Here is a 24,516-nt window from a genome sequence, read left to right as displayed (position 1 = left end):
TTCCCGGGTAAGGTGGAAATGTCATTCCGGCCGGACCAGACGCGAAGGGGAAGTGCTGCCCGTGATTGGCGGCAGAAGCCCTGAACGGTGTTCGGCGCCGTGACCAGAACAGCCCAAGCCGGAGCATGACGCCCCGGAGATACGGAGGATCACATGAGTTCAGACAACGCCGGTACCGGATCCGATGCGGGCCGCAGCAGCGGTGCCGCCGTACCGTCCGCGGATGCCGAGATGGATGAGTCCAACACCGAGAAGCCCGACGCCGGGCGGCCGTTTTCCTCGGAGCCGGGCCAGGATGCCGCGGGACTGCCCGACGGCTCCGGCACGGACCTGCCCGAGGACCAGGCCCCCAAGGACCGCGACGGCGACGACGAGGATGCCTTCGACGCCGGATAAACGGTCGCTGGAGCAAAGGCCGGAACAGCAAAAGGCCGGCCTCCTGCCAGTACGCATCACGCGGTGGCAGGAGGCCGGCCTCTAAGCCTGACAGTCGGGACAGGCCCCGGGGAGCGCTTAGCGCCGCTTCTTCGGCGCGCGCTTTGCTGCCGCGTTCGCCGCTGACCTGACCGCAGCAACAACGGCCGGCTCTTCGGTTTCCGGCTCCGTGACAGTGCCGCGGGCCTTCGCGATGGCCTTCATTCCGTGGTAGATCACCAGCGCCGCGGCGGAGCCCAGCGCAATGCCGGTGAATTTGAGGTCGCCGATGGTCCACGTGTAGTCGGCGATGCCCACGATCAGGGCGACGGCGGCCGTGGTCAGGTTGATCGGGTTGGCGAAGTTGACCTTGTTCTGCACCCAGATCTTCACACCGAGGACGCCGATCATGCCGTACAGCATGGTGGCGGCGCCGCCCAGGACGCCTGCGGGGACGGTGGCGATGAGTTCGCCGAACTTCGGCGAGAAGCTCAGGACCACGGCGAAGACGCCGGCCACCCAGTAGGCCGCCGTCGAGTAGACCTTGGTCGCGGCCATGACGCCGATGTTCTCCGCGTAGGTGGTGGTGCCCGAGCCGCCGCCCAGGCCGGCCAGCACGGTTGCGGCTCCATCGGCCAGCAGCGCGCGTCCGGAGACGTCGTCGAGGTTCCGGCCGGTCATGGCGGACACGGACTTCACGTGGCCGATGTTCTCCGCCACGAGCACCAGGACCACCGGCACAAACAGGCCCACCACGCCGACGTGGAACTCCGGGGTCTGGAAGAACGGCAGGCCAACCCACGCCGCGGCGTCCATCTTGGTGAAGTCCACTTCGCCGCGGATCATCGCCACGAGGTAGCCCACCACAACGCCCACCAGGATGCTCAGCCTGCCCAGGATCCCGCGGAAGAACACGCTGCCCACAATGATTGTGGCCAGCGTGATGAGGGCCGTGATCGGAGCGGCGTCGAAATTGTTCTTGGCCGCGGGCGCGAGGTTAAGGCCGATCAGCCCCACGATGGCGCCCGTGACGATCGGCGGCATGAGCCGGTTGATCCAGTCTGCGCCGAACTTCTGCACCACCGCGCCGATGATTGCCAGGGCGACGCCGGCCAGCACCACGCCGCCAAGCGCCCCGGCGACGCCGTACTGCTGCTGGGAGGCCATTATCGGGGCGATGAAGGCGAAGCTGGAGCCGAGGTAGCTGGGCACCCGGCCTTTGGTGATGACCAGGAAAAGCAGGGTGCCGACGCCCGAGAAGAACAAGGTGGTGGCCGGCGGCATGCCCGTGATGATCGGGACCAGGAAGGTGGCGCCAAACATGGCGACGACGTGCTGCATGCCGACGCCGATGGTAAGGGGCCACGCGAGGCGCTCATCCGGCTTGACGACCTCGCCGGGGCGGATGGACTTGCCGTTGCCGTGGAGCTTCCATTTGGTACCGAGCATGCTCATTGCCGGAGCCTTTCAGAGAATGTGTGGAAGGAATCTTCCGGAGCAACTTTACCGCGCCGGGTTTCCGGCACGCTCCGGCGGGCGGTCCCGCTGTGCCTTACATCACGCGGCGTCCAGGGAAGCTGCCGGGGTCAGTTGAAGTTGCAACTATTGATAACACAAACGCCGGCCCATCCCGGGCAGGCAATCGAAGGGACGCGAATGACGATCGCCCATGACGAAGCAGTAATCGACGCCGCCGCGGTGGACGTCATCTTTGCCGAGGCCCGCACCGCCGACGCCTTCACCGGCGAGGTCACGGACGAACAGGCCCGCGCCATCTACGAGCTCACCAAGTTCGGCCCCACCGCCTTCAACTCACAGCCGCTACGGGTGACCTATGTCCGCTCGGCTGAAGCCCGCGCGAGCCTCGTGGACACGCTCGCGAAGGGCAACCGTGCCAAGACGGCCTCCGCGCCCCTGGTCGCCATCCTCAGCTACGACACGTCCTGGCATGAGCGGTGGGACAGCTTCCTTCCGGGCTACAACGCCCCCAAAGCCATGTACGACGCCGACCCCGAGCTCGCCGCCAGCACGGGCAACAACAATGCCCACCTGCAGGCCGGCTACTTCATCCTCGCCGTGCGCTCCCTCGGGTTCGCCGCCGGTCCGATGACGGGGGCGGACTTCGCCGCGATTGACGCAGTGTTCTTCCCCGACGGGGGCCAGAAGAGCTTCCTGGTGGTCAACATCGGCCAGCCCGCCGCCGATGCCTGGGGCGCGGCAAAGCCTAAGTTCGCCTACGAGGACGCAGTCCGCACCGTATAGGTGCACTCGCGGAGGTGCCTCCGGCGTCGTGCACTCGCGGAGGTGCCTCCGGCACCATGGGGGACAGGCCGGAGGCACTCGGGACGCTATTCTGCGGTTGAGCGCAAGGCCGCATCCGGGGCCGCAGTTCAGTTTAGTCCGCATCGGGGCCTTAACCACAGGGGCGGCCGCCGCACATCGGACCAGCCACTTCCGACCCGGGCAGCCCTACATAGCGCGCCGTGATGTCCGCCACAATTCAGGCAGGTGCGATACTGAGGTCACGCGCGGCGCCTGGTAGAGAGAAAACCGGCCTGGCATGAGCCGAAGGGGGCCACAACTCGATGCTTGACACCGCGACCTTGCGCGTCGCCTTGGCAGTGGTCGACCTGACCCTGCTGCTGCTCTTCTTCTTCATCACCTTTCGCCGGACCCGTTCGGCCTACAGCGGCTGCTGGTGCCTGGCCCTGCTGCTGTTCCTGGTGGGCAACGCCGCCTATCTTCTTGACGGCACGGCCCAGCAGGTATGGGCAAACCCGCTGGGCAACGTTCTGATGGTGGCAGCCGCGGCGAGTATCTGGGCGGGTGCCCGTTCGCTGCGGACCGACCTCCCAAGCCTTTGGTATCTTGCGGCCGGCCCGGCCGTGACTGCCGTGGCGTCCGTGACCGACGAACCGGCCACCAATGTCTGGGCGGGCGGCCTGGTGTACCTCGCGGTCATGGCCGGGCTGCTGGGTCTCGCGTGCCGGGAGCTGTTCCTGCTGGACCGGAATTATTCACGCGTGCACCGTGCGCTCGCCGTGGTGGCCGGACTCCTCGCCCTCTTCTACCTGGGCCGCGTTGCCGCCTTCGCGGCGGAGGGGCGGGACGGGGCCGTCTTCCTGGCAGTCTTCGGATCGGCGACGACGACCCTCTTGTCCGCGGTGGTCCTGGTGGTGGCCTCCTTCACCATGGCCGAGCTGAGCAACGAGCAACTGACCCAGGATTTGCGGGCGCGGGCGACGTTCGACGGACTCACCGGGCTGCTGAACAGGGCGGCGTTCCTTGACCTTGCCGAGCACGAGCTGCGCCGACTTCACCGCGCCCGGACCGCCGGTTCCCTGGTGCTGGCCGATCTGGACCATTTCAAGGCCATCAACGATGAATTCGGGCACGCGGCCGGCGACATTGCGCTGCAGACCTTTGCGAAGGCCTGCACATCGACGGTCCGGTCCACGGACCTCGCGGGCCGGTACGGCGGCGAGGAATTCGTCCTGCTGCTGCCCGGAGTGACGCCGGAGGTGGCCAGGGAGATTGCCGCTGACGTCAGCCGCCGGCTTGCTGCCTCACGGCCGGCCACCATTCCACGCCTGCCCACAGTCAGTTACGGCATCGCTGAGATTGTCCCCGGCCAGCCGGACCTCGCGGCGCTGATCGCGTCCGCGGATGCCGCGTTGTACCGGGCCAAAATCCTGGGCCGGGACCGTTCGGTGTTGGCCGGCAGCCCTGCTGAGGAAAAATCAGCCTGACTGCCGGCAGGCGGAACCGGGTTCCCCCGGGGGGACAGCGCGCCTAGGAAATGACGCTGTCCACGAGGGCTTTCGCCTCGGCCTGGACCTGCTTCAGGTGCTCGGCCCCTTTGAAGGACTCGGCGTAGATCTTATAGACGTCTTCGGTGCCGGAGGGGCGCGCCGCGAACCAGGCGTTCTCGGTGACCACCTTGAGACCGCCTATCGCCGCACCGTTGCCCGGCGCCTTCGTCAGCTTGGCGGTGATGGTTTCGCCTGCCAGTTCCGTGGCGGTGACATCCGACGGCGACAACTTACCCAGGGCGGCCTTCTGCTCCCGGGTGGCCGCTGCGTCGATCCGCGCGTAGACGGGGTCGCCGAACTGGTCGGTCAGGCCCTTGTACAGCTGCGACGGCGACTTGCCCGTCACCGCCGTGATCTCCGACGCCAGCAGCGCCAGCAGAATGCCGTCCTTGTCGGTGGTCCACACGCTGCCGTCTTTTTTGTTGAACGAAGCACCTGCAGATTCCTCGCCGCCGAACGCCCCCTCGCCGGAGAGCAGCCCGGGAACAAACCACTTGAAGCCCACCGGCACCTCAACCAGCTTGCGGCCCAGGCTCTCGGCCACGCGGTCGATGATCGAGGAGGAGACCAGGGTCTTGCCGATCACTGACTGCGGATTCCAGCCGGTCCGGTGCCGGTACAAGTAGTCGATCGCGACGGCGAGGTAGTGGTTCGGGTTCATCAGCCCGCCCTGACCCCCAACAAAAGGTGTCACGATACCGTGCCGGTCAGCGTCGGCGTCGTTACCGGTGGCAACGTCGAAGGCTGCGGACCCGTCCGCACCAGCAGACATCCTGTTGATCAGGGAGGCCATCGCCGACGGCGAGGAGCAGTCCATCCGGATCTTCTCGTCCCAGTCCAGGGTCATGAAGGCCCACTGCGGGTCAACGGTGGGGTTGACCACGGTGAGGTTCAGGTGATGGCGTTCACCGATCTCGCCCCAGTAGTCCACGGACGCACCGCCCATAGGGTCCGCGCCGATCCTGACGCCGGCGTCGCGGATCGCATTGAGGTCCAGGACGGAGGGGAGATCGTCCACGTAGCTGCTCAGGAAATCGAACTTGCCTGTGGTGCCGGCGCTGATGGCCTGCGCGATGGGTATCCGCTTCAACCCGCGCAGGCCGTTCTCCAGCAGTTCGTTGGCGCGGTTGGCGATCCAGCCGGTGGCGTCCGTGTCCGCGGGTCCGCCGTGCGGCGGATTGTATTTGAAGCCGCCGTCGCCGGGCGGGTTGTGGCTGGGGGTCACCACGATGCCGTCCGCCTGCGGCGACCCGGCGGGGGAGTTGTTGTTGTGCGTCAGGATGGCGTGGCTCAGCGACGGAGTGGGGGTATAGCCGTGCCGGGCGTCGATCAGGACGTTCACGCCGTTGGCCGCGAGCACCTCAAGGGCGGAATTCTGCGCCGGTTCGCTCAGCGCATGGGTGTCTTTGGCCATGTACAGGGGGCCGGTAATGCCTTGGCCTGCCCGGTATTCGACGATCGCCTGGGTGATGGCGAGGATATGCGGTTCGTTGAAGGAGGCTTTCAGGCTCGAGCCGCGGTGGCCGGAAGTACCGAAAGCCACCCGTTGGCCCGGGTCCGTCAGATCAGGGGATACGTCGTAGTACGCGTCCAGGAGCGCAGTGAGATCAACAAGGTCATGGGGTTGGGCAACAGTGCCCGCGCGGCTAGCCATTGCACCAGCATGCCAGACGGCGGCGGGGTGCAACACGGTTTGGCCGGAATCAGGCCACCATGGCGAAGAAATATCCTGCCCATCGGAACGTTGCGGCGGTACGCTGAAGCCAGGGACTTCCAAAGGGGAAAATCAATGACTGACCAGCCCAAACATGCCGACGACGGGACGCCTGAGGGTTACCAGCCGCCGTCCTACACCCCGTCGCAGGAGTCTGCGCCGCCGCCCGCCCGGCCCGCCCCGCCCGCAGAGCTGAGCTTCGAGAAGCCGGACTACGAACAGCAGCAGACCCACGGTGCGCAGGGCCAGCCCACAAGCCCCTACCCTGCGGCCTACGGTGCGCCGAGCCAGCCGCCGTACGCCCGGCCCTCCGGACAGCCGTATGACCAGCCGTCCTACAGCGCGCCCGGACAGCCGTACGGCCAGCCGCCCTACCTCCAGCCGGGAGGCCCCTACAACGCCTACGGACAGCCGGCCTACTACGGCGTGCAGCCCGAACCCAAGGGCCTGAGCATCGCCAGCCTGTGCTGTGGAGTCGCCGCGTTTGTGGGATTGGGCTTCTTCATCCTGCCGCAGATCGCCGCCGTGATCCTGGGGCACCTGGCGCTGAGGCGCGAGCCGGGCGCTAAGGGCATGGCCATCGCCGGACTCGTCCTGGGCTACGTGGCGTTGGCACTCACGGTCCTGGTCATCGTGATCATCTCGCTGGTCGCCAGCGCTGCGCGGTACACCGGTTCCGGGGCCTAAAAGTCGGTTTTTCGTGTGAAGCGTCGGTGAGTGCCTCGACCAGCTGCCCGGCGTTGGCCTCCAGCCAGGCCCCCCGGCGGCGGATGAGTCCGCCCACGCCGTCGTCCCACATTCGGGCCCAGCCCCCGCCGAGAGTCCTGGCGTTGTGCCGCATCCGTGAACGGCTCAGCGCGGCGGCCTCGACCCCAGAGGCCGGCAGCCGGCGTCGTTCCTCCTCGCTCCAGCCGTAGGCGTCGGCGAAAACCCGCAACCGCCGGAACGGGTCCGTCCGTTCCCAGCCCGGCCAGAGGTCGGCGGGGTCCCTGAGCGGGATCCAGTGCATGGCGGCGTTGTAGGAATCCTTGAAGGCCGTCGAGGGTCCGGCGAGGTCGAAGTCCACCAGTCCGGCGGCGACGCCGTCGCGGACCACCACGTTTTGCGGGGTCACGTCGAGGTGGCAGACCAGCGCTGCCGAATCCTGCGGCGGTGTGTCCGGGCGGACCGGCTTCGGCGGGAAGGGGTGGTCCCTCGGCACGAATCCGGCCGAGGCGGTGTGCAGGCGTCGGACCAGCTGCGCCACTGAGACCAGCAGGTCTTCGGGCTGCACCCAGGCCTCGGGGACGGCGCCGGCGCATTGCCCGGGCAGGAAGGTCAGGACGTCCCTGCCCTCGGCGTCCCGGCCCAGGAACCGCGGCGAGCCCTCGAACCCGGCGTCGTCCAGCCAGTCGAGGTACCCGGCTACGGCCAGCGATTGCGGCTGGTGCGGGCGGCGGATCGTTCCGCCCACCCGCACCACGCCGTCGGTGACATCACCAGCCGGCATAAGTTCGACGTCGGACCCCTCGCCGGGGGCGGGGACGTAGACGCGTGACTCAAGCGGCGTGCGGTGCCTGGGGCTCATCGGGTCAGCGTACGCCGCCCATGAGCTTTTTGATCGCCGGCGAGGCCGCTGCCAGGCCGACGGCCAGGAGCATTGCGGTTCCGCCGATGCCGATGAAGTACGGCAGTTCATCAGCCGGGTTGTACAGGCCGGACAGGATGCCGGCCAGGGTGGTGCCCAGTGACACTGAGAGGAAGAACAGCGCCACCATCTGGGTGTGGAAGGCCTTGGGGGCGAGCTTGGTAGTCACCGACAGGCCGATGGGGGAGAGGAACAGTTCCGCGAGCGTGAACAGGAACAGGATTCCGACGAGCGCCAGCAAGGGGGTCTTGCCGCCGCCGGCCAGCGGGATGAAGGCCAGGAAAGCGAGGCCCATCACGAAGAGGCCGATCGAGAACTTCAGCGCGGAGCCGGGCTGCTTGCGTCCCAGCCGGGTCCAGAGCGCGGCCATGACGCCCGCGAAGATGATGATGAACACCGGGTTGATGGACTGCACCCAGGCGGCCGGCATTTCCCAGCCGAACAGGTTCCGGTCCAGCTTCTCTTCCGAATAGACCGCAATGAACGTGAACTGCTGCTGGAACAGGGCCCAGAACGCGGCCGAGGCGATGTACAGCGGGATGAAGGCAACCACCCGCTTGCGCTCGGTGCCGTCGACCCTCTTGCTGCTGAAGATCAGGGCGAAGTACAGCACCGACGCACCGATGGCGGCGTAGGCCATGGACATGGCCAGGTTTTCCGCGTTGACCGTGCCGGTGGCAAGCAGCACGGCGATGACGGCCGCGATGCCGGCGAAGATCAAGCCGTACCTGGTGCGCTGCGCAAGGGGCAGCGGGTTGGACACCCGGTGGGCGTCCGCAGGCAGCTTCTTGCGGCCCAGGGCGTAGATGCCCAGGCCCAGGGCCATCCCGACGGCGGCGGCGCCGAAGCCCCAGTGGAAGCCCTGGCTGTCCTGCAGCCAGCCGGTGACCAGCGGGCCGATCAGGGCGCCGGCGTTGATGCCCATGTAGAAGATGGAGAAGCCTGCGTCGCGGCGTTCGTCCTTCTCGCCGTAGAGGCTGCCGACCAGCGCGGTGGCGTTGGCCTTCAGGCCGCCGGAGCCGACGCCCACCAGCACGAGGCCGGCGATGAGCCCGGACACGCCGGGGACGACGGCGAGGGCGATGTGCCCGGCCATGATCATGACGGCGGCGCCGAACAGCACACGCTCCGAACCGAAGAGCCGGTCCGCGAGCCACGCGCCGAGGATCGTGGAGAGGTAGACGCCGCCGCCGTAGGCGCCGACGAGGCTGGCCGCAAGGCCCTGCTCAATCGCCAGGCCGCCCTGGGCGGCCGTGAAGTACATGTAGTAAAGGAGGATGCCCTGCATGCCGTAGAAGGAGAAGCGCTCCCACATTTCTACGGAGAAGAGGCTGGCCAGCATCTTCGGGTGGCCAAAGAAGGACGTGTCGCCCGGCGGCGTAGCGGGGATATTCGACGTGGAATCGCCCGGCGTTACAGCGGGGGGATTCGATAAATGAGTTGTGCTCATTTACTTAATGGTGACATTATGACGCGCGATTGTCACATTGGAGCGGGTCTGGGGCAAGCAACCCGGGCCGTGTTTTGCCTCTCCATCCCGGGCTTTCGCCGGCAACGCCCCTGCCGTCTGGGCCGTCCCCCACGCGTGTCCCCTTCGCGTGTTCCCTGCCGGGTCTCCTACGCCGTGTCGGCGGCGTCGAACATGATGACCTGGCGGACCGCTTTCCCGTCGGCCAGCTGGTCCATGGCCTCGTTGATATCCGCCAGCGCGATGCGCGCGGAGATCAGTTCCTCGACGGGCAGTTTTCCGTCACGCCAGAGCTGGGCGTACTTGGGGATGTCCCGCGCGGGCACCGCCGAGCCGAGGTAACTTCCGACGACGGTCCGGGCCTCCGCGGTGACGGTCAGCGGGGAAATCCGGGCGCGGGCGTCCGGGTGCGGCAGCCCCGCGGTGATGGTGGTGCCGCCGACGGCGGTGGCCGCGAACGCGGTCTCGAAGGCGCGCGGGTTGCCGGCGCACTCGATCACGTACCTGGCCTTGATGCCCTGCTCGGCGACCTGCTGCGGGGTGTACGTTTCGTGGGCGCCGAGCCGGCCGGCGTGCGCGAGCTTTTCCTCCATCGTGTCCACGGCGATGATCCGGGAGACATTCTGCGAGATGGCCGTGATCAGCGCCGCCATGCCGACGCCGCCGAGCCCCACAATCATGATGCTGTCCTGCGGCCTGGGCCGGGCCGCGTTGAGGACTGCGCCGCCACCGGTGAGCACGGCGCAGCCCAGGACAGCGGCGATATCCGCGGGGATGTCATCGCCGACGGGCACGGCCGAGGCCCGGTCCACGACGGCGTGGGTGGCGAAGCCGGAGACGCCGAGGTGGTGGTAGATCTTCTCGCCGTCCCGGTTCAGGTGCATCGAGCCGTGCAGCAGCGTTCCCTCGCCGTTGCTCTTCGAGCCGGTGCTGCACGGCAGCCGGCCGTCCTCGGCGCAGTTTTCGCACTGCTCGCAGCGCGGCAGGAAGGACATAACCACACGCTGGCCCGGCCGCAGATCCGTGACCTCGGAGCCGACCTCGACCACCCGTCCGGCGGCCTCGTGCCCCAACAGCATCGGCACCGGCCGTACGCGGTTCCCGTCAACAACGCTCAGGTCCGAGTGGCAGATGCCGGCGGCCTCGATCCGGACGAGGATTTCGGTGGGTCCGGGACCGTCCAACTCCAGCTCGGAGATGGTGATGGGCCTGGAGTCCGCGAACGGGCGCGGGCGGCCGATTTCCTCAAGTACTGCACCGGTGATCTTCATCGATCCCTTTCGTCTCATTTCCGGCTCCGCTGCTTTCCGGAGGGCGGCCGTTCAAGAGTGGACATGTCCACCGTACAGCGGCCCCCTCGCTAGAACCCCAGCTGCGCTGCCACCTGCAGCAGCAGCGCCTCTGATCCCATCGGCCCGATCAGCTGGATGCCCATCGGCAGTCCGCAGCCCTTCACGCCGCCGGTCCAGTGCACCGGAATGGTGATGGCCGGCAGTCCGCACACATTCACCATCGAGGACCACGGCGCGTACTCGCATTGCTTGCGATAGTCGCCGTCGGCGTCTCCGGCCCACTCGGCCGCCGGCCAATAGTCGTCGCCGTGGGCCGCCCCCGTGAACCAGCCGACGGGACGGGGGGTCTGCGCCAGTGCCGGCATCAGCATGAGGTCCCAGCCGCCGTACTGGAGGATCGTGTCCTGCTGGAACTGACGCAGGAAGCGGAGAGACTCGTTGAGTCTGGCCGGGCTGCGCTGCTGGGCGCGGCGCCGGAAGGTCCGGGTCAGCGGGGTCAGGAGCGCCTCGCGCTGCGGAACGATCCGGGCGCTGCCGACGGCGGCCGTCCAGGCCGTCGTGAAAGCGTCCGGGTAGCGGTTGTCGTAGCGGATCGCGGCTTCGCCGGTTTCATGCCCGGCCGCCTCCAGCAGCCGGATGCCCGCGTCGAGGGCCTCAACGGCCTCGCGGTCCGGTGCGAAAGGGAAGATCATCTGCCACGGGCTGTCCAGGCTCACCCCGATGCGCAGCCTGCCGGGTTCCCGGCCGGTACGTTCGAGGTAGCCGGGCGCGGATTCGCCCGTACTCCCCGGCGGAGGAGCAGGCACCAGCGCGTCCAGCATCAGTGCCGCGTCCGCGGCGGAGCGAGCCAGCGGCCCGGTGACAACGAGTCCGGCGGGATCGCCGGTGCTTTCCCCCGCGGGAACCAGCCCCCGGCCCGGCTTGAGGCCGACGAGCCCGCAGGCGGCGGCCGGAATGCGGACGGAACCGCCGCCGTCGGATCCGGGCGCGAACGGCACCAGCCCGGCGGCAACGGCGGCTGCGCTGCCCCCGGAGGAGCCTCCCGAGCTGCGGCTGAGGGCATAGGGGTTGCGCGACGGCGGCGCGATCCGGTTCTCGCTGTACGCCGTGAGTCCGAACTCCGGAACCTGCGTCTTGCCCAGCGAGATCATGCCGGCGGCCCTGAGCGCGGCGGCCGGGGCGCCGTCGAGCAGCGCGGGCTTGTGCTCGAGGGCTGCGCTGCCATGAGTGGTGATGACGCCGGCGACGTCCGTCAGGTCCTTGAATGCTACGGGCACCCCGTGCAGCGCTGGCAGCCCCGCCCCGTCCCGGCGGGAACGGCTAAAGAGCTCATCCGCCGCTGCCGCATCAAGCATGCCCTGTTCGGCTGTGACCGTGATGAAGGCGCCCAGCTGCGGGTTTTGGGCCGTGATGCGGTCCAGGAAGTGGCGGGCGGCCTGCCGTGCCGAGAGGTCGCCGGAGCGCAGGGCATCGCGCAGCTCCACGGCCGAAAGTTCATGGATGTCAGCCAAGGAAGCGCGGCTCCAGCCGTTCCTCGGCCGCGGCGGCCTCCCCGCCCGGGGGACATGCCCATTCCCCGGCCTCCCGGGTGGACATGGTGGCACTATGCCCGGTCCCCGCACCCGGGGGAGGGCATGTCCGCGGCAGGGCGCTGGACATGTCCCCCGTGGCGCCCGCGAGCCGCCGCACAATGTACGCGCCCTTGCCCCTGGTCTCGCTCACGGCCTCGACAAGTTCGGTCCCCTGATAGACCAGTCCCACGCCGTCGTCCGTGCAATGGGTCTCGCCGAGGGTTCCCTCGGCCACAAGGCGGTGCACCAGGGGGCGGCGGCGTGCCTCGGAGTCGTAGTGCACGCCGTTGGCGTAGGGAAGCAGCGCCAGGCCGTTGGTCACTGCGGCCAGCTCGGGGCCGAACGAGTCGGTGGTGCCGCCCTGGAACCAGCAGATCGATCCCGCCGAGACGCCGGCCAGGACCACGCCCTGCTGCCACACACGCCGCAGGATGCTGTCCAGTCCGTGCGCCCGCCACACCGCGAGTAGGTTCACCACCGAACCGCCGTTGACCCAGACGACGTCCTGTTCCAGCAGGTGCGACTCGGGGTCCGGATGGTTGGGCATGGTGAAGAGGTTGAGGTGGCTGAAGTCAAAGCCCGCGATCCGGGCGGCCTCGTCGAGTTCGGCGTTGAACGAGCGCTGGTCTCCCGAGGCAGTGCCGATGTGCGTGATCCGCGGGGCGCGTCCGCCCACCCCGGAGAGCTCGACGGCGTGGTGGACCAGGCGGTCGAACTCCAGCCTGCTGCGGCTCCCGGCCCGGTAACCGCCGGACGTCGCCAGAATGGTGGGCTGATCAGCTGTCATGGTGTCTCCTGTGCGCCATTCCAGAAGCGTAACGTGCTGCCCGCAGGGGCGCGGCGCAGGCGGCTGGCGATACGCTGGAGACAGACCATGCATTTTGCGGAAAGGACGACCATGAGCGACTTCGACACCGTCACAGTGTCCGAGATCCCCGAGGGTGCCAGGATCCTGGATGTCCGCGAAGACTATGAATGGACCGCGGGCCACTCCGAGGGTGCCTTGCACATTCCGCTCGACCAGCTGCCGGGCAGGATCGACGAATTGGATCCCGACGAGGACCTCTATGTCATCTGCCGCACAGGAGGCCGGTCGTTCCGCGCCGCGCAGTGGCTAGTGGGGCTGGGGTACTCGGCCCTGAACGTGGCCGGCGGCATGGACCAGTGGATTGAAACCGGCAGGCCGCTGGTGTCCGACAACGGCCTCAAACCCGTCATCCTGTAATCAAAGAAAGTAGCGCCGATGCCCGCTTCCCCTCCCACCTACACGTTCCTCGGACCCGCCGGCACGTTCACGGAGGCCGCCCTGATGCAGGTTCCGGGGGCCGTGGACGCCATCCGCATCCCGGCCTCGAACGTTAACACGGCGCTTGATAAGGTCCGGGACGGCTCTGCGGACGCTGCCATGGTGCCGATCGAGAACTCCGTGGAGGGCGGCGTCACGGCGACGCTGGACGCGATCGCCACCGGCAAGGAGCTGCGGATCCTCCGCGAAGCCCTCGTCCCGATCAGCTTCGTCCTCGTGGCGCGGCCCGGCGTCCGGATCGAGGACATCCGTAGGGTGTCCACCCACGGCCATGCCTGGGCCCAGTGCAGGCTCTGGGTCGAGACTAATATTCCCCACGCGGAATACATCCCGGGCTCCTCAACAGCGGCGGCCGCCATGGGACTTCTCGAGGACGGCGCACACTACGACGCGGCGATCTGCGCCCCGATCGTCGCCGCCGAGCAGCCGGGTCTGTCGGTGCTGGCGGAGAACATCGGGGACAACCCGGGTGCCGTGACGCGCTTCGTCCTGGTCGGCCGGCCCGGCGAACTGCCCGGGCCCACCGGCGCGGACAAGACCACCGTGGTGGTACCCCTCCCGGAGGACCGGCCGGGTGCACTGATGGAGATCCTCGACCAGTTCGCCACCCGCGGCGTGAACTTGAGCCGGATCGAGTCCAGGCCCACGGGCCAGTACCTGGGCCACTATTTCTTCAGTATCGACGCCGACGGCCACGTGGCCGACGCCCGTGTGGCGGACGCGCTGGCCGGACTGCACCGGATCAGCCCTGCCACGCGATTCCTGGGGTCCTACAGCCGCGCCGACGGCCAGCGGGCAGTTGTGGCACCCCACACCTCCGACCAGGCGTTCCGGGCCGCACAGGCGTGGGTGAAAAACATCCTGTCCGGAGCATCTTTGCTGCCGGAATATGCGCCGGAGGCTTCGCCGAGAGCGTAGACAAATGCCACAGCAGGCACTTCCGCCCCTCTGAAACTATGCGTATGCTTGCCTGATCCATATTGGGGAAGTCCTCTACCGGAGGGAGCAGGCCATGTCAGGTTCCAGCCTCGAAAATGACGGACAGGGAATGATTGTCAATCCCAAGCCGACCGCTGACAACCAGGACTGGGACGGCGACGACGCCGACCGCGCGGACCGCCTGCGCTTCGAAGAGGAGCAGGCGATGATCCGCGAGCAGTCCGAAGCGCGCGCCGCCAGGGCGGCCGCTGAAGCGAAGAAAACCGCAGACGCGGACAAGGAAGCCGCGGAGAAGGCAGCCAGCGCCTAATCCGTTGCGGCGCCTTCCTTGACGCGAACCAGCAGTGAACCCGGCGCCACCTGCACGGTGACCCGGGTAGCCGGGCCGGACGGATCGCCGTCGACCTGGGTGGGCATCGGTTCCGCGCAGCGAATGGAAATCCTGCCGGAACGGTAATACGTCATCACCGGTAGGGTTCTCTTGTGCTTGAGCACGATCTTCCAGTACATGGCCAGCCAGCCGATCGCGCTGCGCGGGCTCATCACCACCACATCGAGCATGCCGTCATCGATCATGGCCTGGGGGATAAAGTCGATCCCGCCCGGGATCAGGCCGCAGTTCGCAAACAGCACGCTCCGGATTTTCCGGGACTGTTCGGGCTGGTCGTCGAGGGCGATGGAGACCTTCTTCCGCCGCCCGGGAAGATGCCGGACCCCCGCCTCGGTGTAGGCCAGCCAGCCCACAGCCTTCTTGAGCCCGTCACTGGTGTCGCCCACCACTTCGGCATCCATTCCCATGCCCGCGATCACCAGGAAAGTGTGCTCCGAGGCCGTGCCGGTCCGGGAATTCTCGACTCGCATGCGGGCTGTGTCGATGAAGCGCTGGTGCCCGAACAATGCCGTCTGCACGCAGTCGTTCAGGTCGTTCAGCTCAAGGTGGACGTTGCGTGCCAGCAGGTTGCCGGTGCCGAGCGGAATCAGGCCCATGGCGATATCGGTGCCGGCGAGAATCTCGGCCACGACGCGCACCGTGCCGTCACCGCCGCCCACCAGGACGACGTCGGCCCCGTACTCCACAGCTGCACGGGCCTGCGAGGATCCGGGGTCTTCGGCGGTGGTGTCGAAGAAGCGCGGCGGCGCCCAGCCGGCCGCGGCGCACGCTTGCTCGATCAGGGCGCGTGCCTCGTCGGACTTGGCCTTGATCGGGTTCATGACGACGGCGACCTTCTGCTGGCCCAGGCCCGGGCTGTGGGTTTCCTCCCAGACGGCGCTCCGGGTGTGCCTGGCCCTCAACCGGCGCACTCCCCACCAACTGGAGACGGCAAACACCAGGACTCCAGCGATGACGAGGTACAGCAGCCAGTCACGCATTCTGCTCCAACCCTATCCCGCACCGGCACGGCGGCCGGATTGCCCACCGGTGGGCACCGGATTGGATAGTCTTAGCGGGTGATCGACGTAAAAGACCTCAGCGAAAATCCGGACAAGTTCCGTGCAAGCCAGCGCGCCCGCGGCGCAGACGAATCCGTGGTGGACGCGATCATCGCCGCAGACGCAGCCCGCCGCGCAGCCCTGATCCGCTTCGAGAACCTCAGGGCCGAGCAGAACGCCTTCGGCAAAAAGGTCGCGCAGGCCAAGGGTGAGGAGAAGCAGGCCCTGCTGGCAGAGGTCAAGGCCCTCGCCGCCGAGGTCAAGGCCGCCTCCGCCGAGGCCGACGTCGTCCAGGCCGCGCACGAGGAACTGCTCCGCGGAATCCCCAACCTGATCGGGGACGGCGTCCCGGAAGGCGGCGAGGACGATTACATTGTGGTCAAGACCGTCGGCACGCCGCGCGAATTCACCGACTTTGAGCCCAGGGACCACCTGGAGATCGGCGAGCTGATCGGCGCCATCGACATGGAACGCGGCGCCAAGGTCTCCGGGTCACGCTTCTACTTCCTGCGCGGCGTGGGGGCACGGCTGGAAATGGCCCTGCTGCAGATGGCCATGGAGCAGGCTATCGATGCTGGCTTCGTGCCCATGATCACGCCCACCCTCGTGCGCCCGGAGATCATGCAGGGCACCGGGTTCGACGTCAAGCACGACGCCGAGATCTACCGCCTCGCCGAAGACGACCTTTACCTCGTGGGCACCTCGGAAGTGCCCCTGGCCGGGTACCACTCGGACGAGATCCTGGACCTCTCCGCCGGCCCGGTCCGCTATGCCGGACAGAGCTCCTGCTACCGCCGCGAGGCCGGCTCGCACGGCAAGGACACCCGCGGCATCATCCGCGTGCACCAGTTCAACAAGGTGGAGATGTTCGTCTACACCACGGTTGAAGAGGCCGACGCCGAGCACGCGCGCTTGCTGGCCTGGGAAGAGGAAATGCTGGCCAAGTGCGAGCTGCCCTACCGTGTGATCGACACGGCTGCAGGTGATCTGGGCAACTCCGCGGCCCGCAAGTTCGACTGCGAGGCCTGGGTCCCCACCCAGGGCGCCTACCGCGAGCTGACCTCAACCTCCAACTGCACCACCTTCCAGGCCCGCCGGCTCAACATCCGCGAACGCGCGCTCGGCGAGGACGGTGCACCCAAGGGCACCCGCGCCGTGGCGACGCTTAACGGCACCCTCGCAACCACGCGGTGGATCGTCGCCATCCTGGAACACCACCAGAACCCGGACGGCTCCGTGAACATCCCCAAGGCACTGCAAAGGCATCTCGGCGGCATGACGGTCTTCCCGGTCATCTGAGCCGGGGCCGAGTGCCGGCGCGCAAGGTGTTCACCATCAGTTAACGGCCTGCTGTGGCGTGGATCCTAGCGGCCGTCTGGGGTGTCTGGTCTACTTGTTAGATGACAACATTGACTGAAACCTCAGTCGCCGGCAACGATGACCGGCGAGATAGCCACCAGAACAGCGCCAGCGAAAACACCGCCAGCCGAATCAACGCTGGCGACAAGATGATGATTGCCCTGGACGTCGACGGGACGCTCGTGGACCACGACGGCCACATGTCGGTCCCCGTCCGCGACGCCGCCCAGGACGTCGTGGCCGCCGGCCACCACGTCATGATCGCGACGGGCCGTTCCCTGAACGCCACGCTGCCCATCATCGAGCACATCGGCATCGAGAACGGCTTTGCCGTGTGCTCCAACGGCGGCGTGACCCTCCGCCTCGATTCCAGCCTGGCCGATGGCTACGAGGTCATCCACAAGGCAACCTTCGATCCCGGTCCGGCCCTGCGCGCCCTGCGCAAACGGCTGCCCTCGGCCAAGTACGCGCTGGAGGACGAGGACGGCAACTTCCTGTCCACCGAGCGTTTCCAGGACGCCAGCTTCGGGGTTGAGGCGATCGGCGTCGACTTCCAGACCATGCTGGAGGCCACCGCGGTGCGGGTGGTGGTGTTCAGCTCGGAGAACACCCCCGAGGAGTTCAACACCGCCATCCGCCACATCGGACTGGCCGGCGTGACGTACTCGGTGGGCTGGACCGCGTGGCTGGACATTGCCGCCGCCGGCGTCACCAAGGCCAGCGCCCTGGAACAGCTCCGGCTTCGGCTCAGCATCGCCAACCACCGAACGGTCGCCGTCGGCGACGGGCGCAATGACATCGAAATGCTCACCTGGGCGGCCCGCGGCGTCGCCATGGGACAGGCACCCGGGGAAGTCATCGCCGCCGCGAATGAGGTCACGCACTCGGTCTACGACGACGGCGCCGCCCACGTGTTGCGCAGCATCCTGCTCTAGCCGGGCCAGGGCGGTCCTAGACTGGGGCTGTGCTCTACGAGGAGTGTCCCGCGCCGCCGGCCCTGCAGCCCTTCGTCGCTGCCTTCTGGCTGGTCCGCGGAGAACCGGCGGCCCGGTACGAGAAGATCCTGCCTGGCCCTTCCTCGCACCTGGTGCTTAATCTGTCGGAACCGTACCGCGTGATCGAGCCGTTTCGCCGCGGTCCCGGCCCGGATGGCCCGGGCCGGCCGGCCGCTACGGAGATGACCGCCGGCTTCCATGCCGGGCTGCAGCGCAGCTTCCTGATCAGCGAGAACCCGGAGCGGATCTTCAACATCGGCGCGGTGCTCGCACCATTCGGCCTGCCCGCGTTCACGGCGGAGCCGCCGGCGGCACTGCAGGGCCGGGTGGTCGACGCCGACCTCATCTTCCCCGGCTTCAGCGGTCTTCGGGCGGAACTCCGGGACCCGACGCCGGCGCAGGCCTTTGCTGCGCTCGGCGCCTTCCTCACCGACAGGCTGCGTGGGGCCTACCGCTCCGACGAAAGGGCCGTCAGCGCCGTCGCAGCCCTGACCACGGAGGACGTGCGGGTGGGGGTGCTTGCCGGCCGGCTCGGCGTCAGCGAATCGACGCTGGAGCGGATCATGGCCCGGGAGTGCGGGGTCGGGCCGAAGGCGTATGCGGATGTCTGCCGTTTCCACCGTTTCGTCACCGCAGCGTCCACGCTCCCGAAAGGGGCCGCTGCGGGCCGGGAACTGCTGGCCCTGGCCGACTACTACGACCAGCCGCACCTGATCCGGGCGTTCCGGCGCTTCGCCGGATATACGCCGTCGGAGTACCTGAGGGTGGTGTATGAGTACGGGCCGGAGTTCGCCACGTTCGTGCCGCTCACCGGGGTGCCGGGAGGGTCAGCGGGGGAACGGCCAGGCAGTGCTGCCGGTGCGGGATTTATACAAGACCGCCGGGAGGCCGGCCGGTAGCGTGGGTGCATCGCCCCGCTCCGGGGGCGCAGCCCCGCGGGAGGCCGACATGGCAATGAACATCAACTGGCTGGCGGTCCTGCTGTCGGCGCTGGCAGGGTTCCTGGTGGGCGGCCTCTGGTACTCGGTGCTCTTCGCGAAAGCGTGGCAGCGCGCAGCAGGCCTCACCGATGAACAGCTCAAACACGGGACCGTGCGGGTGTTTGCCGGTTCGTTTCTGCTGTCCGCGGTGGCGAGCGTCGTGCTGGCCGCGTTCATCGGCACTGCCGACGTCGGGTCCGGGGCATTGGCGGGCCTGGCTGTCGGCGTGGGTTGGGTGGCCGCCGCGTTCGGCGTCAACTATCTCTTTGAGCGCCGGAGCCTGGCGCTGTTTGCCATCAACGCCGGTTACAACATGGTGACCTTCACAGCCATGGGCGCCATCATCGGCGCGCTGCAGTAGCAGTGGACTCCGGAGTCGCCGTCCGGGGGAGCCGTCAGCGTACCTCCAGGATGAGGCCCAGTAGCCGGGCGGCGGCGGGGCGCGCTGCGTGTTCCTCGTTCCACTGCGCCCGGGCCACGGCTTTGCTGACAGCCTGCGTGGTGATGCCGAGTTCCTCCGCGACGGCTTTCTGCTGGCCGCGGACCCCGGGGGTCAGCAGGTCAAGCACGCGCCACTCTGCGGGGCTGCGGTCATGCACGATGTGGCCCAACAGGCGCAACACGGCCTCGGCTTCGGCCGCGACATCGGCGAGCGGGCCCTCTACTGCCACCGGGATACGGTCCTTGCCGTTGCGCAGCCGGTCTACGGCGCGCCGGGCGTAGATCAGGCCGTGGCCGGAGGCGTCCTTGATCTGGTTCGGGAGCGGCTCGTTAACCGGGCCCACGCCGATTCCGACGTACCACCTGCCGCTGCGCAGCGCGATCATTGCGGCCTCGACGGCCTGCCGGGGACAGTCCACGATGCCCTGGACTTCGTCTTCCACGGAGCGGTCGAAATCGAGGCGCGCCGGAATGTGCCGCAGGTCCTTGAGGAGCTGCGGCACCTGATCGCCGTCGCGCCGGCTGTCGGTTTGGTTGATGGTCAACGTGAACATTCTTGGACCACACTACCCGCTGGTAGATGGGAGGCAACAGGAGCCGGCGGCAGCCCGGGAGGTGTACCGGTGCAACCATCCGGAGCGCCTGGCGGGAGCCGGGATCGGCGCAATCGCCCGCCGGCCGGGGCCGTCCGGGTTACCCCCGGTTAAGCCCGTGCAGCCCACCGGTGGGCAGATGGATCCAGCCCTCGGTCCGGGCAGCCCGGGCGTGGCCGGCGTCGGGGCGGATACTCGCGCCGAGGGCCACAGCCCGGGCTGTGAGGGAAGCGATGAGCGCATCGAACATGTCATCGGAGCCAGCCAGCTGGTCGTCGTATTCGGCCAGGTCCAGCCAGGGTGCTGCGTGCTTCAGCCCGCCAAGGATCCCGGCCAGCTGCTGCGTTTCCGCGCCGCCGCGCCCTTTGTAGCCGCGGGCCGGCAGGCCCCAGATCTTCAGGGACGCCGCCGGGTAGACCTCGGCCAGCCGGCCGCTGCCGTCCCTGGGCTGCGGTCCGTAATCCCGGGCGATCTTCGCCTGGATCACGGCACACCGCATCGCCGGATGGGCCAGCCGGTCCGCGGAGACGCTGAGGGGGATCAAGCCGGTCTGGCGGGTGACGAACCTGTCCGTGTCCCGGTAGGCCAGCAGCCGGCGGCCCTCGATCCCGTCGTGGTCCAGCACCGGATGCGCGTCGAGCGCCAAATGCCCGGCGATGAAGGGAAGAAAGGCGTCGGGCCAGCCAACAGGGCAGTCGATGCCGGTCATGTCGCTCGAGGAGAAGAGCCGAACAATCTCCTCGTCACCGACCTCGAGGGAGAGGTGCACCAGGCGGGCGGTGCCGTTGCCCCACTCGATGACGGCGGCGGCGGTCTTCCTGGTGGCCGCGGCGAGGTCGACGCCGAGGGTCCTCACCGAGGGCCGTCCGAACGGTAAGGCGGAGGGGAACCTGGGAGAAGAGGCGTGGGCACGGGATTAAACGGCTCCGACCGCGCGGTACCGGAGGGCACCGGGAATCCCGCCGCGGTTATCCAGGCCGTCCCCGTGGGCGAACCGCGCCCACACCGCGCGGAGGGCCCGGCCCTGGGCGTGGATTTCCTCCCAGGTGGCGCCCGCAACCAGCCCGGCGCCCGCCCAGGTCTTTTCGTCTCCGAACAGCAGCGGCAGATCAACGGTGTGGGCGGCTCCGTAGATGTTTCCCGGGGCGGCCCAGGACAGCACGTAGCTGTAGGCCGTGCCGCCGGCCCGGGCGTGCCGCCGGGCGAACTTCCTGGCGGACCGGCCGTACACTGCCTCGGTCACGCCCCAGTTGATGGCCTTAACGACGGCGGTTCCGAGCACCGGGAACTTGGCCAGGCGGCTGACGGCGCGGTTGCGCGGCAAAAACATCCGGGCCTCCTCCGAGGTGTGTCCGATCAGGACCTCGATCCCGGGCGCGATGGTGTTCCAGGCATCCTCGATGCCGGATTCCGGCGGCAGGGGAGCGTGCCCGTACTGGGTACCGAAGGGCATGGCCGCGATCAGCCCGAACTTCCGGGCCACCTGCGAGACCTGCCCCTCAATCTCCACAACGTCCATCGCCGGGGTGTCCTCGGTGACGGTTTCCGCTGCGATGCCCATGGCGGCGCTCATCTTTTCCCGTCCCCGGGTGATGCCCAGGGGTGCGCTTTGGATGATGGCGCGCTGGAACAGGGCCGGGGCTTCCGCAGTCGCCATGAGGTGCGCGACGGCGTCGCCCCCGGCGGACTGTCCGAAGGCGGTGACGTTTCCGGGGTCGCCGCCGAAGGCGCTGATGTTGCGCTGGACCCAGCGGAACGCTTCGAGCTGGTCCAGGAGTCCGAGGTTCGCGGGCCGTCCCGTGCCGCTGGCCAGATAGCCGAACAGGCCCAGACGGTACGTCACGGACACAACAATGACCCGGTTTTCAGCCACCAGGGCCTTCGGATCAAAGATCGCCAGGTCGCCGGAACCGGAGGTGTAGGACCCGCCGTGCAGCCACACCATCACCGGGACATGCTCATCCTCGGCCAGGTCCGCCGGCAGGGTGATCGAGAGCTGCTGGCAGTGCTCACTCCCGGGGAGCTCGCCATAACGGGTGCCCAGAATATCGTCCAGGAACGGCACCGGGGCCTGCGGGCACGCCGGGGAGGGGGCGGTGGCCGACAGCACTCCGGTCCAATCGGGTGCGCTGACCGGTGGCTGGAAACGTTCCGCTGTGGCGTACGGAATGCCCGTCGCGCGCAGGACGTCGCCCTCCCGCCATCCGGCGACCGGACCACAGGGCGGGCTAAAGGCAGGCTCGGAGTTCATGAGCCAACGATTTCACAGTTTCCTGACACACCCCTGACATGTCACATCCACGACACAGACAACCGCCGTCGTGGCCTAACAGCAACGCGGGGTCACTTACGGCCCATCTCCGGTGGTCGGATGGGCGGTAAGTGACCCCGCGTTGGAGGTGGGGTGTTAGTGCGTGTGCGGAACGTAACGCTTGATGGATGCCTCGAGCTCGGCTTCGGCGGCGGCGCGGTCGCCCCAGCCTTCGGCCTTGACCCACTTGCCCGGCTCCAGGTCCTTGTAACGGGTGAAGAAGTGCTCGATTTCCTTGATCAGGTATTCGCTGACGTCGCTGATCTCGTTGATGTGGTCGAATCGCGCGTCCGCCGGAACGCACAGCACCTTGGCGTCCCCGCCGCCGTCGTCGGTCATGTTAAACACGCCGATCGGGCGGGACTCGACAATAACGCCGGGGTGCAGGTCGAAGTCCTGCAGCAACACCAGGGCGTCCAGCGGATCGCCGTCCTCACCCAGGGTGTTCTCGAAGAAACCGTAGTGAGTGGGGTACTGCATGGAGGTGAACAGGACACGGTCCAGGCGGACGCGTCCGGTCTCGTGGTCGATTTCGTACTTGACGCGCGATCCCTTGGGGATCTCGATGGTCACGTCATGCTTCATGGAATACTCCTTGACGAATTCTGGGGGGTTCGCGGCACCCGTGACATCCAGAAAGCAGTGCCGGTGCCGCCGACTACTATTGAGGATATAGCGAGAGGGCCTGGTTTCAGGAACCAATGGGGACATTTCAGGACTAAAGGACCATCAGCAGCATGAAACGCAGAACGAGCCGCGCCGGCGCGGACCCGGCGCCCGGGCCGCCCCCGCGGATCCTGCCGCTGGTGCTCCAGACCCTCCTGGTCCTAGCGCTCGCCGTCCCCGCCGGGGCCGCCATCGCCCCGGCTTTTCTTGGCCCGGACCGTTCCGCGGAGCCCGCACCGTCCGTCCCGCCCTGGCAGCAGGCGCCGGGAACCCTGACCGGCGACAACCCCGCCGGAATCCGGCCGCTCAGTGACGCGGCCCCCGTTCCCGCTCCGGGTTCCCTCGCCGCCCAGCTCAACGAGACCCTGAACGCCGACGGCGCCGGAGACTTCACCGGGGTGGTGCAGGACGCCATCACCGGGGAGGTCCTCTTCGACCGCTCCGGCGACCAGCCCCGGGTTCCCGCCTCGAATATGAAGCTCCTGACCGCCGCTGCGGCGTTGCGTACCCTGGGCCCGGAGCGGCGCTTCAGCACCCGCGTCGTGGCCGGTTCCGCCCCCGGAACCGTGGTACTCACTGGCGGAGGAGACGTGCTCCTGGCCGCCGGTGAATCGACCCCCGGCGCGGTGCTGGGCCACGCCGGACTGGCCACCCTCGCGCAGTCGACGGTCCGCGCCCTGCAGAACGACGGCGTCTCGGGCACCGTGACCGTGCAGCTGGACGACTCCCTGTTTGACGGCCCGTCCCTCAGCCCGGCCTGGAGCCCGGATGATGTGGCGGCCGGCGAGACGGCCCCGCTGTTTCCCCTGGCGCTGAACTCGGCGCGCTTCGACCCGGCCAAGTCCACCGGCCCGCGCCCGCAGGACTCCGCGCTGACCGCCGCCGAGGCGTTCTCCGTCCAGTTGTCCGCCGCCGCAGGGGCTGCCGGGCTCGGCGTGGCGCCCGGCGTGGCGCGGATCCCTGCCCGGGCGGAAGGAGCGGAGGGCCCCGCCGCCAGGGTCCTGGCCGTGGTCCAGTCGGCCACGGTAGCGCAGCAGGTGGACCTGATGTTGCGGACCTCGGACAACTACCTCACCGAGGTGATGGGCCGGATGGCGGCCCTGGCCAGCGGCAAGCCGGCCAGCAACGACGGCGCCATCGTCACCGTGCTGGCGCAGCTCGGGGAGCTGGAAATTCCCGCGGAAACGCTCCGTGCCGCTGATGTGTCCGGCCTGGCCCTGGCCAACCGGGTTACGGCCCGGCAGCTCTCCGAGGTGGTCCGCGCCATCACGTCCGGCCCGGACACCCGGCTGCGGTCCGCTCTTGCCGGGTTCCCGGTGGCCGGACTCACTGGCACGCTGGGGGACCGCTACACAGATGTTTCCACGTCCCGCGGCGCCGGCCTGGTCCGGGCCAAGACGGGCACCCTGAATACTGTGATCGCGCTCAGCGGCTACGTCGTGGACGCCGACGGCCGGCTCCTCGTGTTCTCCTTCATCGGCAACGGCCTGACGCCGGGTGCCGCCAACAAGACCGTGCTGGACCGCACCGCGTCAGTCCTGGCCGGCTGCGGCTGCCGCTGACCGGCGGACCCGCCGTCGTCAGCGTTCGCCGTTCG

Annotated in this window: 24 protein-coding genes; 12 read left to right on the top strand and 12 right to left on the bottom strand. The window is 68.2% G+C overall.

The window, feature by feature from the left end:
* Positions 1-153 precede the first annotated feature (153 nt).
* Entirely contained in the window at positions 154-396 is a 243-nt protein-coding gene (locus BJG92_RS02830) for a hypothetical protein (RefSeq protein WP_232082503.1), read from the top strand.
* Positions 397-513: 117 nt separating this feature from the next.
* On the opposite strand, the gene BJG92_RS02825 is transcribed toward BJG92_RS02830, so the two are convergent.
* The gene (locus BJG92_RS02825; protein WP_232082502.1) at positions 514-1,869 is read right to left on the bottom strand and encodes a uracil-xanthine permease family protein; all 1,356 of its coding nucleotides are present in this window, start codon (positions 1,867-1,869) and stop codon (positions 514-516) included.
* Between the two features lie 201 nt (positions 1,870-2,070).
* Between BJG92_RS02825 and BJG92_RS02820 the strand changes: the two genes are divergently transcribed.
* Both BJG92_RS02820 and BJG92_RS02815 read left to right on the top strand, forming a co-directional pair.
* Positions 2,071-2,676 carry a malonic semialdehyde reductase gene (locus tag BJG92_RS02820; protein WP_232082501.1) on the top strand — a complete coding sequence of 202 codons (606 nt, stop codon included), beginning with the start codon at positions 2,071-2,073 and terminating at the stop codon, positions 2,674-2,676.
* Positions 2,677-2,999: 323 nt separating this feature from the next.
* Entirely contained in the window at positions 3,000-4,163 is a 1,164-nt protein-coding gene (locus BJG92_RS02815) for a diguanylate cyclase (RefSeq protein ID WP_232082500.1), read from the top strand.
* 43 nt (positions 4,164-4,206) lie between these two features.
* Here BJG92_RS02815 and pgm read toward each other — a convergent pair whose 3' ends face one another.
* Positions 4,207-5,880: a phosphoglucomutase (alpha-D-glucose-1,6-bisphosphate-dependent) gene (pgm, locus tag BJG92_RS02810; protein ID WP_232082499.1), complete on the bottom strand. Its 1,674-nt coding sequence runs from the start codon at positions 5,878-5,880 to the stop codon at positions 4,207-4,209.
* 135 nt (positions 5,881-6,015) lie between these two features.
* Here pgm and BJG92_RS02805 point away from each other — a divergent pair, with 135 nt between their 5' ends.
* A complete protein-coding gene (locus BJG92_RS02805; protein ID WP_232082498.1) occupies positions 6,016-6,627 on the top strand; it encodes a DUF4190 domain-containing protein in 612 nt (203 codons plus the stop codon).
* On the opposite strand, the gene BJG92_RS02800 is transcribed toward BJG92_RS02805, so the two are convergent.
* From BJG92_RS02800 to BJG92_RS02780, 5 genes are all read right to left on the bottom strand, one after another.
* A complete protein-coding gene (locus BJG92_RS02800; protein ID WP_232082497.1) occupies positions 6,578-7,507 on the bottom strand; it encodes a phosphotransferase in 930 nt (309 codons plus the stop codon). The genes BJG92_RS02805 and BJG92_RS02800 overlap by 50 nt on opposite strands.
* A 4-nt stretch (positions 7,508-7,511) precedes the next feature.
* Positions 7,512-9,017, bottom strand: coding sequence for a peptide MFS transporter (locus BJG92_RS02795; RefSeq protein ID WP_269461669.1), 1,506 nt, complete (start codon positions 9,015-9,017; stop codon positions 7,512-7,514).
* A gap of 167 nt (positions 9,018-9,184) precedes the next feature.
* Entirely contained in the window at positions 9,185-10,306 is a 1,122-nt protein-coding gene (locus BJG92_RS02790; RefSeq protein ID WP_232082536.1) for an alcohol dehydrogenase catalytic domain-containing protein, read from the bottom strand.
* A gap of 89 nt (positions 10,307-10,395) precedes the next feature.
* The gene (locus BJG92_RS02785; protein ID WP_232082496.1) at positions 10,396-11,838 is read right to left on the bottom strand and encodes an amidase; all 1,443 of its coding nucleotides are present in this window, start codon (positions 11,836-11,838) and stop codon (positions 10,396-10,398) included.
* Positions 11,831-12,685 (bottom strand): peptidase E, encoded by an 855-nt coding sequence (locus BJG92_RS02780; RefSeq protein WP_232082495.1) that lies wholly within the window; start codon positions 12,683-12,685, stop codon positions 11,831-11,833. The genes BJG92_RS02785 and BJG92_RS02780 overlap by 8 nt, the downstream gene beginning before the upstream one ends.
* A gap of 111 nt (positions 12,686-12,796) precedes the next feature.
* Here BJG92_RS02780 and BJG92_RS02775 point away from each other — a divergent pair, with 111 nt between their 5' ends.
* The 3 genes from BJG92_RS02775 (at position 12,797) to BJG92_RS02765 (ending at position 14,453) form a co-directional block, all read left to right on the top strand.
* Entirely contained in the window at positions 12,797-13,123 is a 327-nt protein-coding gene (locus BJG92_RS02775; protein ID WP_232082494.1) for a rhodanese-like domain-containing protein, read from the top strand.
* A gap of 18 nt (positions 13,124-13,141) precedes the next feature.
* Positions 13,142-14,122, top strand: coding sequence for a prephenate dehydratase (gene pheA / locus BJG92_RS02770; protein ID WP_232082493.1), 981 nt, complete (start codon positions 13,142-13,144; stop codon positions 14,120-14,122).
* 94 nt (positions 14,123-14,216) lie between these two features.
* Positions 14,217-14,453, top strand: a complete 237-nt coding sequence (locus tag BJG92_RS02765) for a hypothetical protein (protein WP_232082492.1) — start codon at positions 14,217-14,219, stop codon at positions 14,451-14,453.
* On the opposite strand, the gene BJG92_RS02760 is transcribed toward BJG92_RS02765, so the two are convergent.
* Complete coding sequence (locus BJG92_RS02760; RefSeq protein WP_232082491.1) at positions 14,450-15,514, bottom strand: diacylglycerol kinase family protein; 1,065 nt, start codon at positions 15,512-15,514, stop codon at positions 14,450-14,452. The genes BJG92_RS02765 and BJG92_RS02760 overlap by 4 nt on opposite strands.
* 78 nt (positions 15,515-15,592) lie before the next feature.
* Here BJG92_RS02760 and serS point away from each other — a divergent pair, with 78 nt between their 5' ends.
* From serS to BJG92_RS02740, 4 genes are all read left to right on the top strand, one after another.
* Entirely contained in the window at positions 15,593-16,873 is a 1,281-nt protein-coding gene (gene serS, locus BJG92_RS02755) for a serine--tRNA ligase (protein ID WP_232082490.1), read from the top strand.
* 101 nt (positions 16,874-16,974) lie between these two features.
* The gene (locus BJG92_RS02750; RefSeq protein WP_232082489.1) at positions 16,975-17,868 is read left to right on the top strand and encodes an HAD family hydrolase; all 894 of its coding nucleotides are present in this window, start codon (positions 16,975-16,977) and stop codon (positions 17,866-17,868) included.
* Between the two features lie 29 nt (positions 17,869-17,897).
* Positions 17,898-18,827 carry an AraC family transcriptional regulator gene (locus BJG92_RS02745; RefSeq protein ID WP_232082488.1) on the top strand — a complete coding sequence of 310 codons (930 nt, stop codon included), beginning with the start codon at positions 17,898-17,900 and terminating at the stop codon, positions 18,825-18,827.
* Between the two features lie 49 nt (positions 18,828-18,876).
* Entirely contained in the window at positions 18,877-19,269 is a 393-nt protein-coding gene (locus BJG92_RS02740) for a DUF1761 domain-containing protein (RefSeq protein ID WP_232082487.1), read from the top strand.
* Positions 19,270-19,303: 34 nt separating this feature from the next.
* Here BJG92_RS02740 and BJG92_RS02735 read toward each other — a convergent pair whose 3' ends face one another.
* From BJG92_RS02735 to BJG92_RS02720, 4 genes are all read right to left on the bottom strand, one after another.
* Positions 19,304-19,903, bottom strand: a complete 600-nt coding sequence (locus BJG92_RS02735; protein WP_232082486.1) for a helix-turn-helix domain-containing protein — start codon at positions 19,901-19,903, stop codon at positions 19,304-19,306.
* Between the two features lie 139 nt (positions 19,904-20,042).
* Positions 20,043-20,798 (bottom strand): DUF429 domain-containing protein, encoded by a 756-nt coding sequence (locus BJG92_RS02730; protein WP_232082485.1) that lies wholly within the window; start codon positions 20,796-20,798, stop codon positions 20,043-20,045.
* 60 nt (positions 20,799-20,858) lie between these two features.
* Complete coding sequence (locus tag BJG92_RS02725; RefSeq protein ID WP_232082484.1) at positions 20,859-22,193, bottom strand: carboxylesterase family protein; 1,335 nt, start codon at positions 22,191-22,193, stop codon at positions 20,859-20,861.
* 156 nt (positions 22,194-22,349) lie between these two features.
* Positions 22,350-22,838, bottom strand: a complete 489-nt coding sequence (locus tag BJG92_RS02720) for an inorganic diphosphatase (RefSeq protein ID WP_232082483.1) — start codon at positions 22,836-22,838, stop codon at positions 22,350-22,352.
* Between the two features lie 152 nt (positions 22,839-22,990).
* Between BJG92_RS02720 and dacB the strand changes: the two genes are divergently transcribed.
* On the top strand, positions 22,991-24,481 hold the full coding sequence (gene dacB, locus BJG92_RS02715) for a D-alanyl-D-alanine carboxypeptidase/D-alanyl-D-alanine-endopeptidase (RefSeq protein ID WP_232082482.1): 1,491 nt from the start codon (positions 22,991-22,993) through the stop codon (positions 24,479-24,481).
* Positions 24,482-24,516: the final 35 nt, after the last annotated feature.

This window comes from Arthrobacter sp. SO5 (assembly GCF_020532805.1).
Classification (GTDB): Bacteria; Actinomycetota; Actinomycetes; order Actinomycetales; family Micrococcaceae; genus Arthrobacter.
This window is presented reverse-complemented; position numbering and strand designations above follow the sequence as displayed.

Excerpts from the sequence above, each read along its gene's own strand:
- BJG92_RS02830 (WP_232082503.1), top strand. The coding sequence starts at position 154 with ATGAGTTCAGACAACGCCGGTACCGGATCCGATGCGGGCCGCAGCAGC.
- BJG92_RS02825 (WP_232082502.1), bottom strand. The coding sequence starts at position 1,869 with ATGAGCATGCTCGGTACCAAATGGAAGCTCCACGGCAACGGCAAGTCC.
- BJG92_RS02820 (WP_232082501.1), top strand. The coding sequence starts at position 2,071 with ATGACGATCGCCCATGACGAAGCAGTAATCGACGCCGCCGCGGTGGAC.
- BJG92_RS02815 (WP_232082500.1), top strand. The coding sequence starts at position 3,000 with ATGCTTGACACCGCGACCTTGCGCGTCGCCTTGGCAGTGGTCGACCTG.
- pgm (WP_232082499.1), bottom strand. The coding sequence starts at position 5,880 with ATGGCTAGCCGCGCGGGCACTGTTGCCCAACCCCATGACCTTGTTGAT.
- BJG92_RS02805 (WP_232082498.1), top strand. The coding sequence starts at position 6,016 with ATGACTGACCAGCCCAAACATGCCGACGACGGGACGCCTGAGGGTTAC.
- BJG92_RS02800 (WP_232082497.1), bottom strand. The coding sequence starts at position 7,507 with ATGAGCCCCAGGCACCGCACGCCGCTTGAGTCACGCGTCTACGTCCCC.
- BJG92_RS02795 (WP_269461669.1), bottom strand. The coding sequence starts at position 9,017 with ATGAGCACAACTCATTTATCGAATCCCCCCGCTGTAACGCCGGGCGAT.
- BJG92_RS02790 (WP_232082536.1), bottom strand. The coding sequence starts at position 10,306 with ATGAAGATCACCGGTGCAGTACTTGAGGAAATCGGCCGCCCGCGCCCG.
- BJG92_RS02780 (WP_232082495.1), bottom strand. The coding sequence starts at position 12,685 with ATGACAGCTGATCAGCCCACCATTCTGGCGACGTCCGGCGGTTACCGG.
- BJG92_RS02775 (WP_232082494.1), top strand. The coding sequence starts at position 12,797 with ATGAGCGACTTCGACACCGTCACAGTGTCCGAGATCCCCGAGGGTGCC.
- pheA (WP_232082493.1), top strand. The coding sequence starts at position 13,142 with ATGCCCGCTTCCCCTCCCACCTACACGTTCCTCGGACCCGCCGGCACG.
- BJG92_RS02765 (WP_232082492.1), top strand. The coding sequence starts at position 14,217 with ATGTCAGGTTCCAGCCTCGAAAATGACGGACAGGGAATGATTGTCAAT.
- BJG92_RS02760 (WP_232082491.1), bottom strand. The coding sequence starts at position 15,514 with ATGCGTGACTGGCTGCTGTACCTCGTCATCGCTGGAGTCCTGGTGTTT.
- BJG92_RS02750 (WP_232082489.1), top strand. The coding sequence starts at position 16,975 with ATGACAACATTGACTGAAACCTCAGTCGCCGGCAACGATGACCGGCGA.
- BJG92_RS02740 (WP_232082487.1), top strand. The coding sequence starts at position 18,877 with ATGGCAATGAACATCAACTGGCTGGCGGTCCTGCTGTCGGCGCTGGCA.
- BJG92_RS02735 (WP_232082486.1), bottom strand. The coding sequence starts at position 19,903 with ATGTTCACGTTGACCATCAACCAAACCGACAGCCGGCGCGACGGCGAT.
- BJG92_RS02725 (WP_232082484.1), bottom strand. The coding sequence starts at position 22,193 with ATGAACTCCGAGCCTGCCTTTAGCCCGCCCTGTGGTCCGGTCGCCGGA.
- BJG92_RS02720 (WP_232082483.1), bottom strand. The coding sequence starts at position 22,838 with ATGAAGCATGACGTGACCATCGAGATCCCCAAGGGATCGCGCGTCAAG.
- dacB (WP_232082482.1), top strand. The coding sequence starts at position 22,991 with ATGAAACGCAGAACGAGCCGCGCCGGCGCGGACCCGGCGCCCGGGCCG.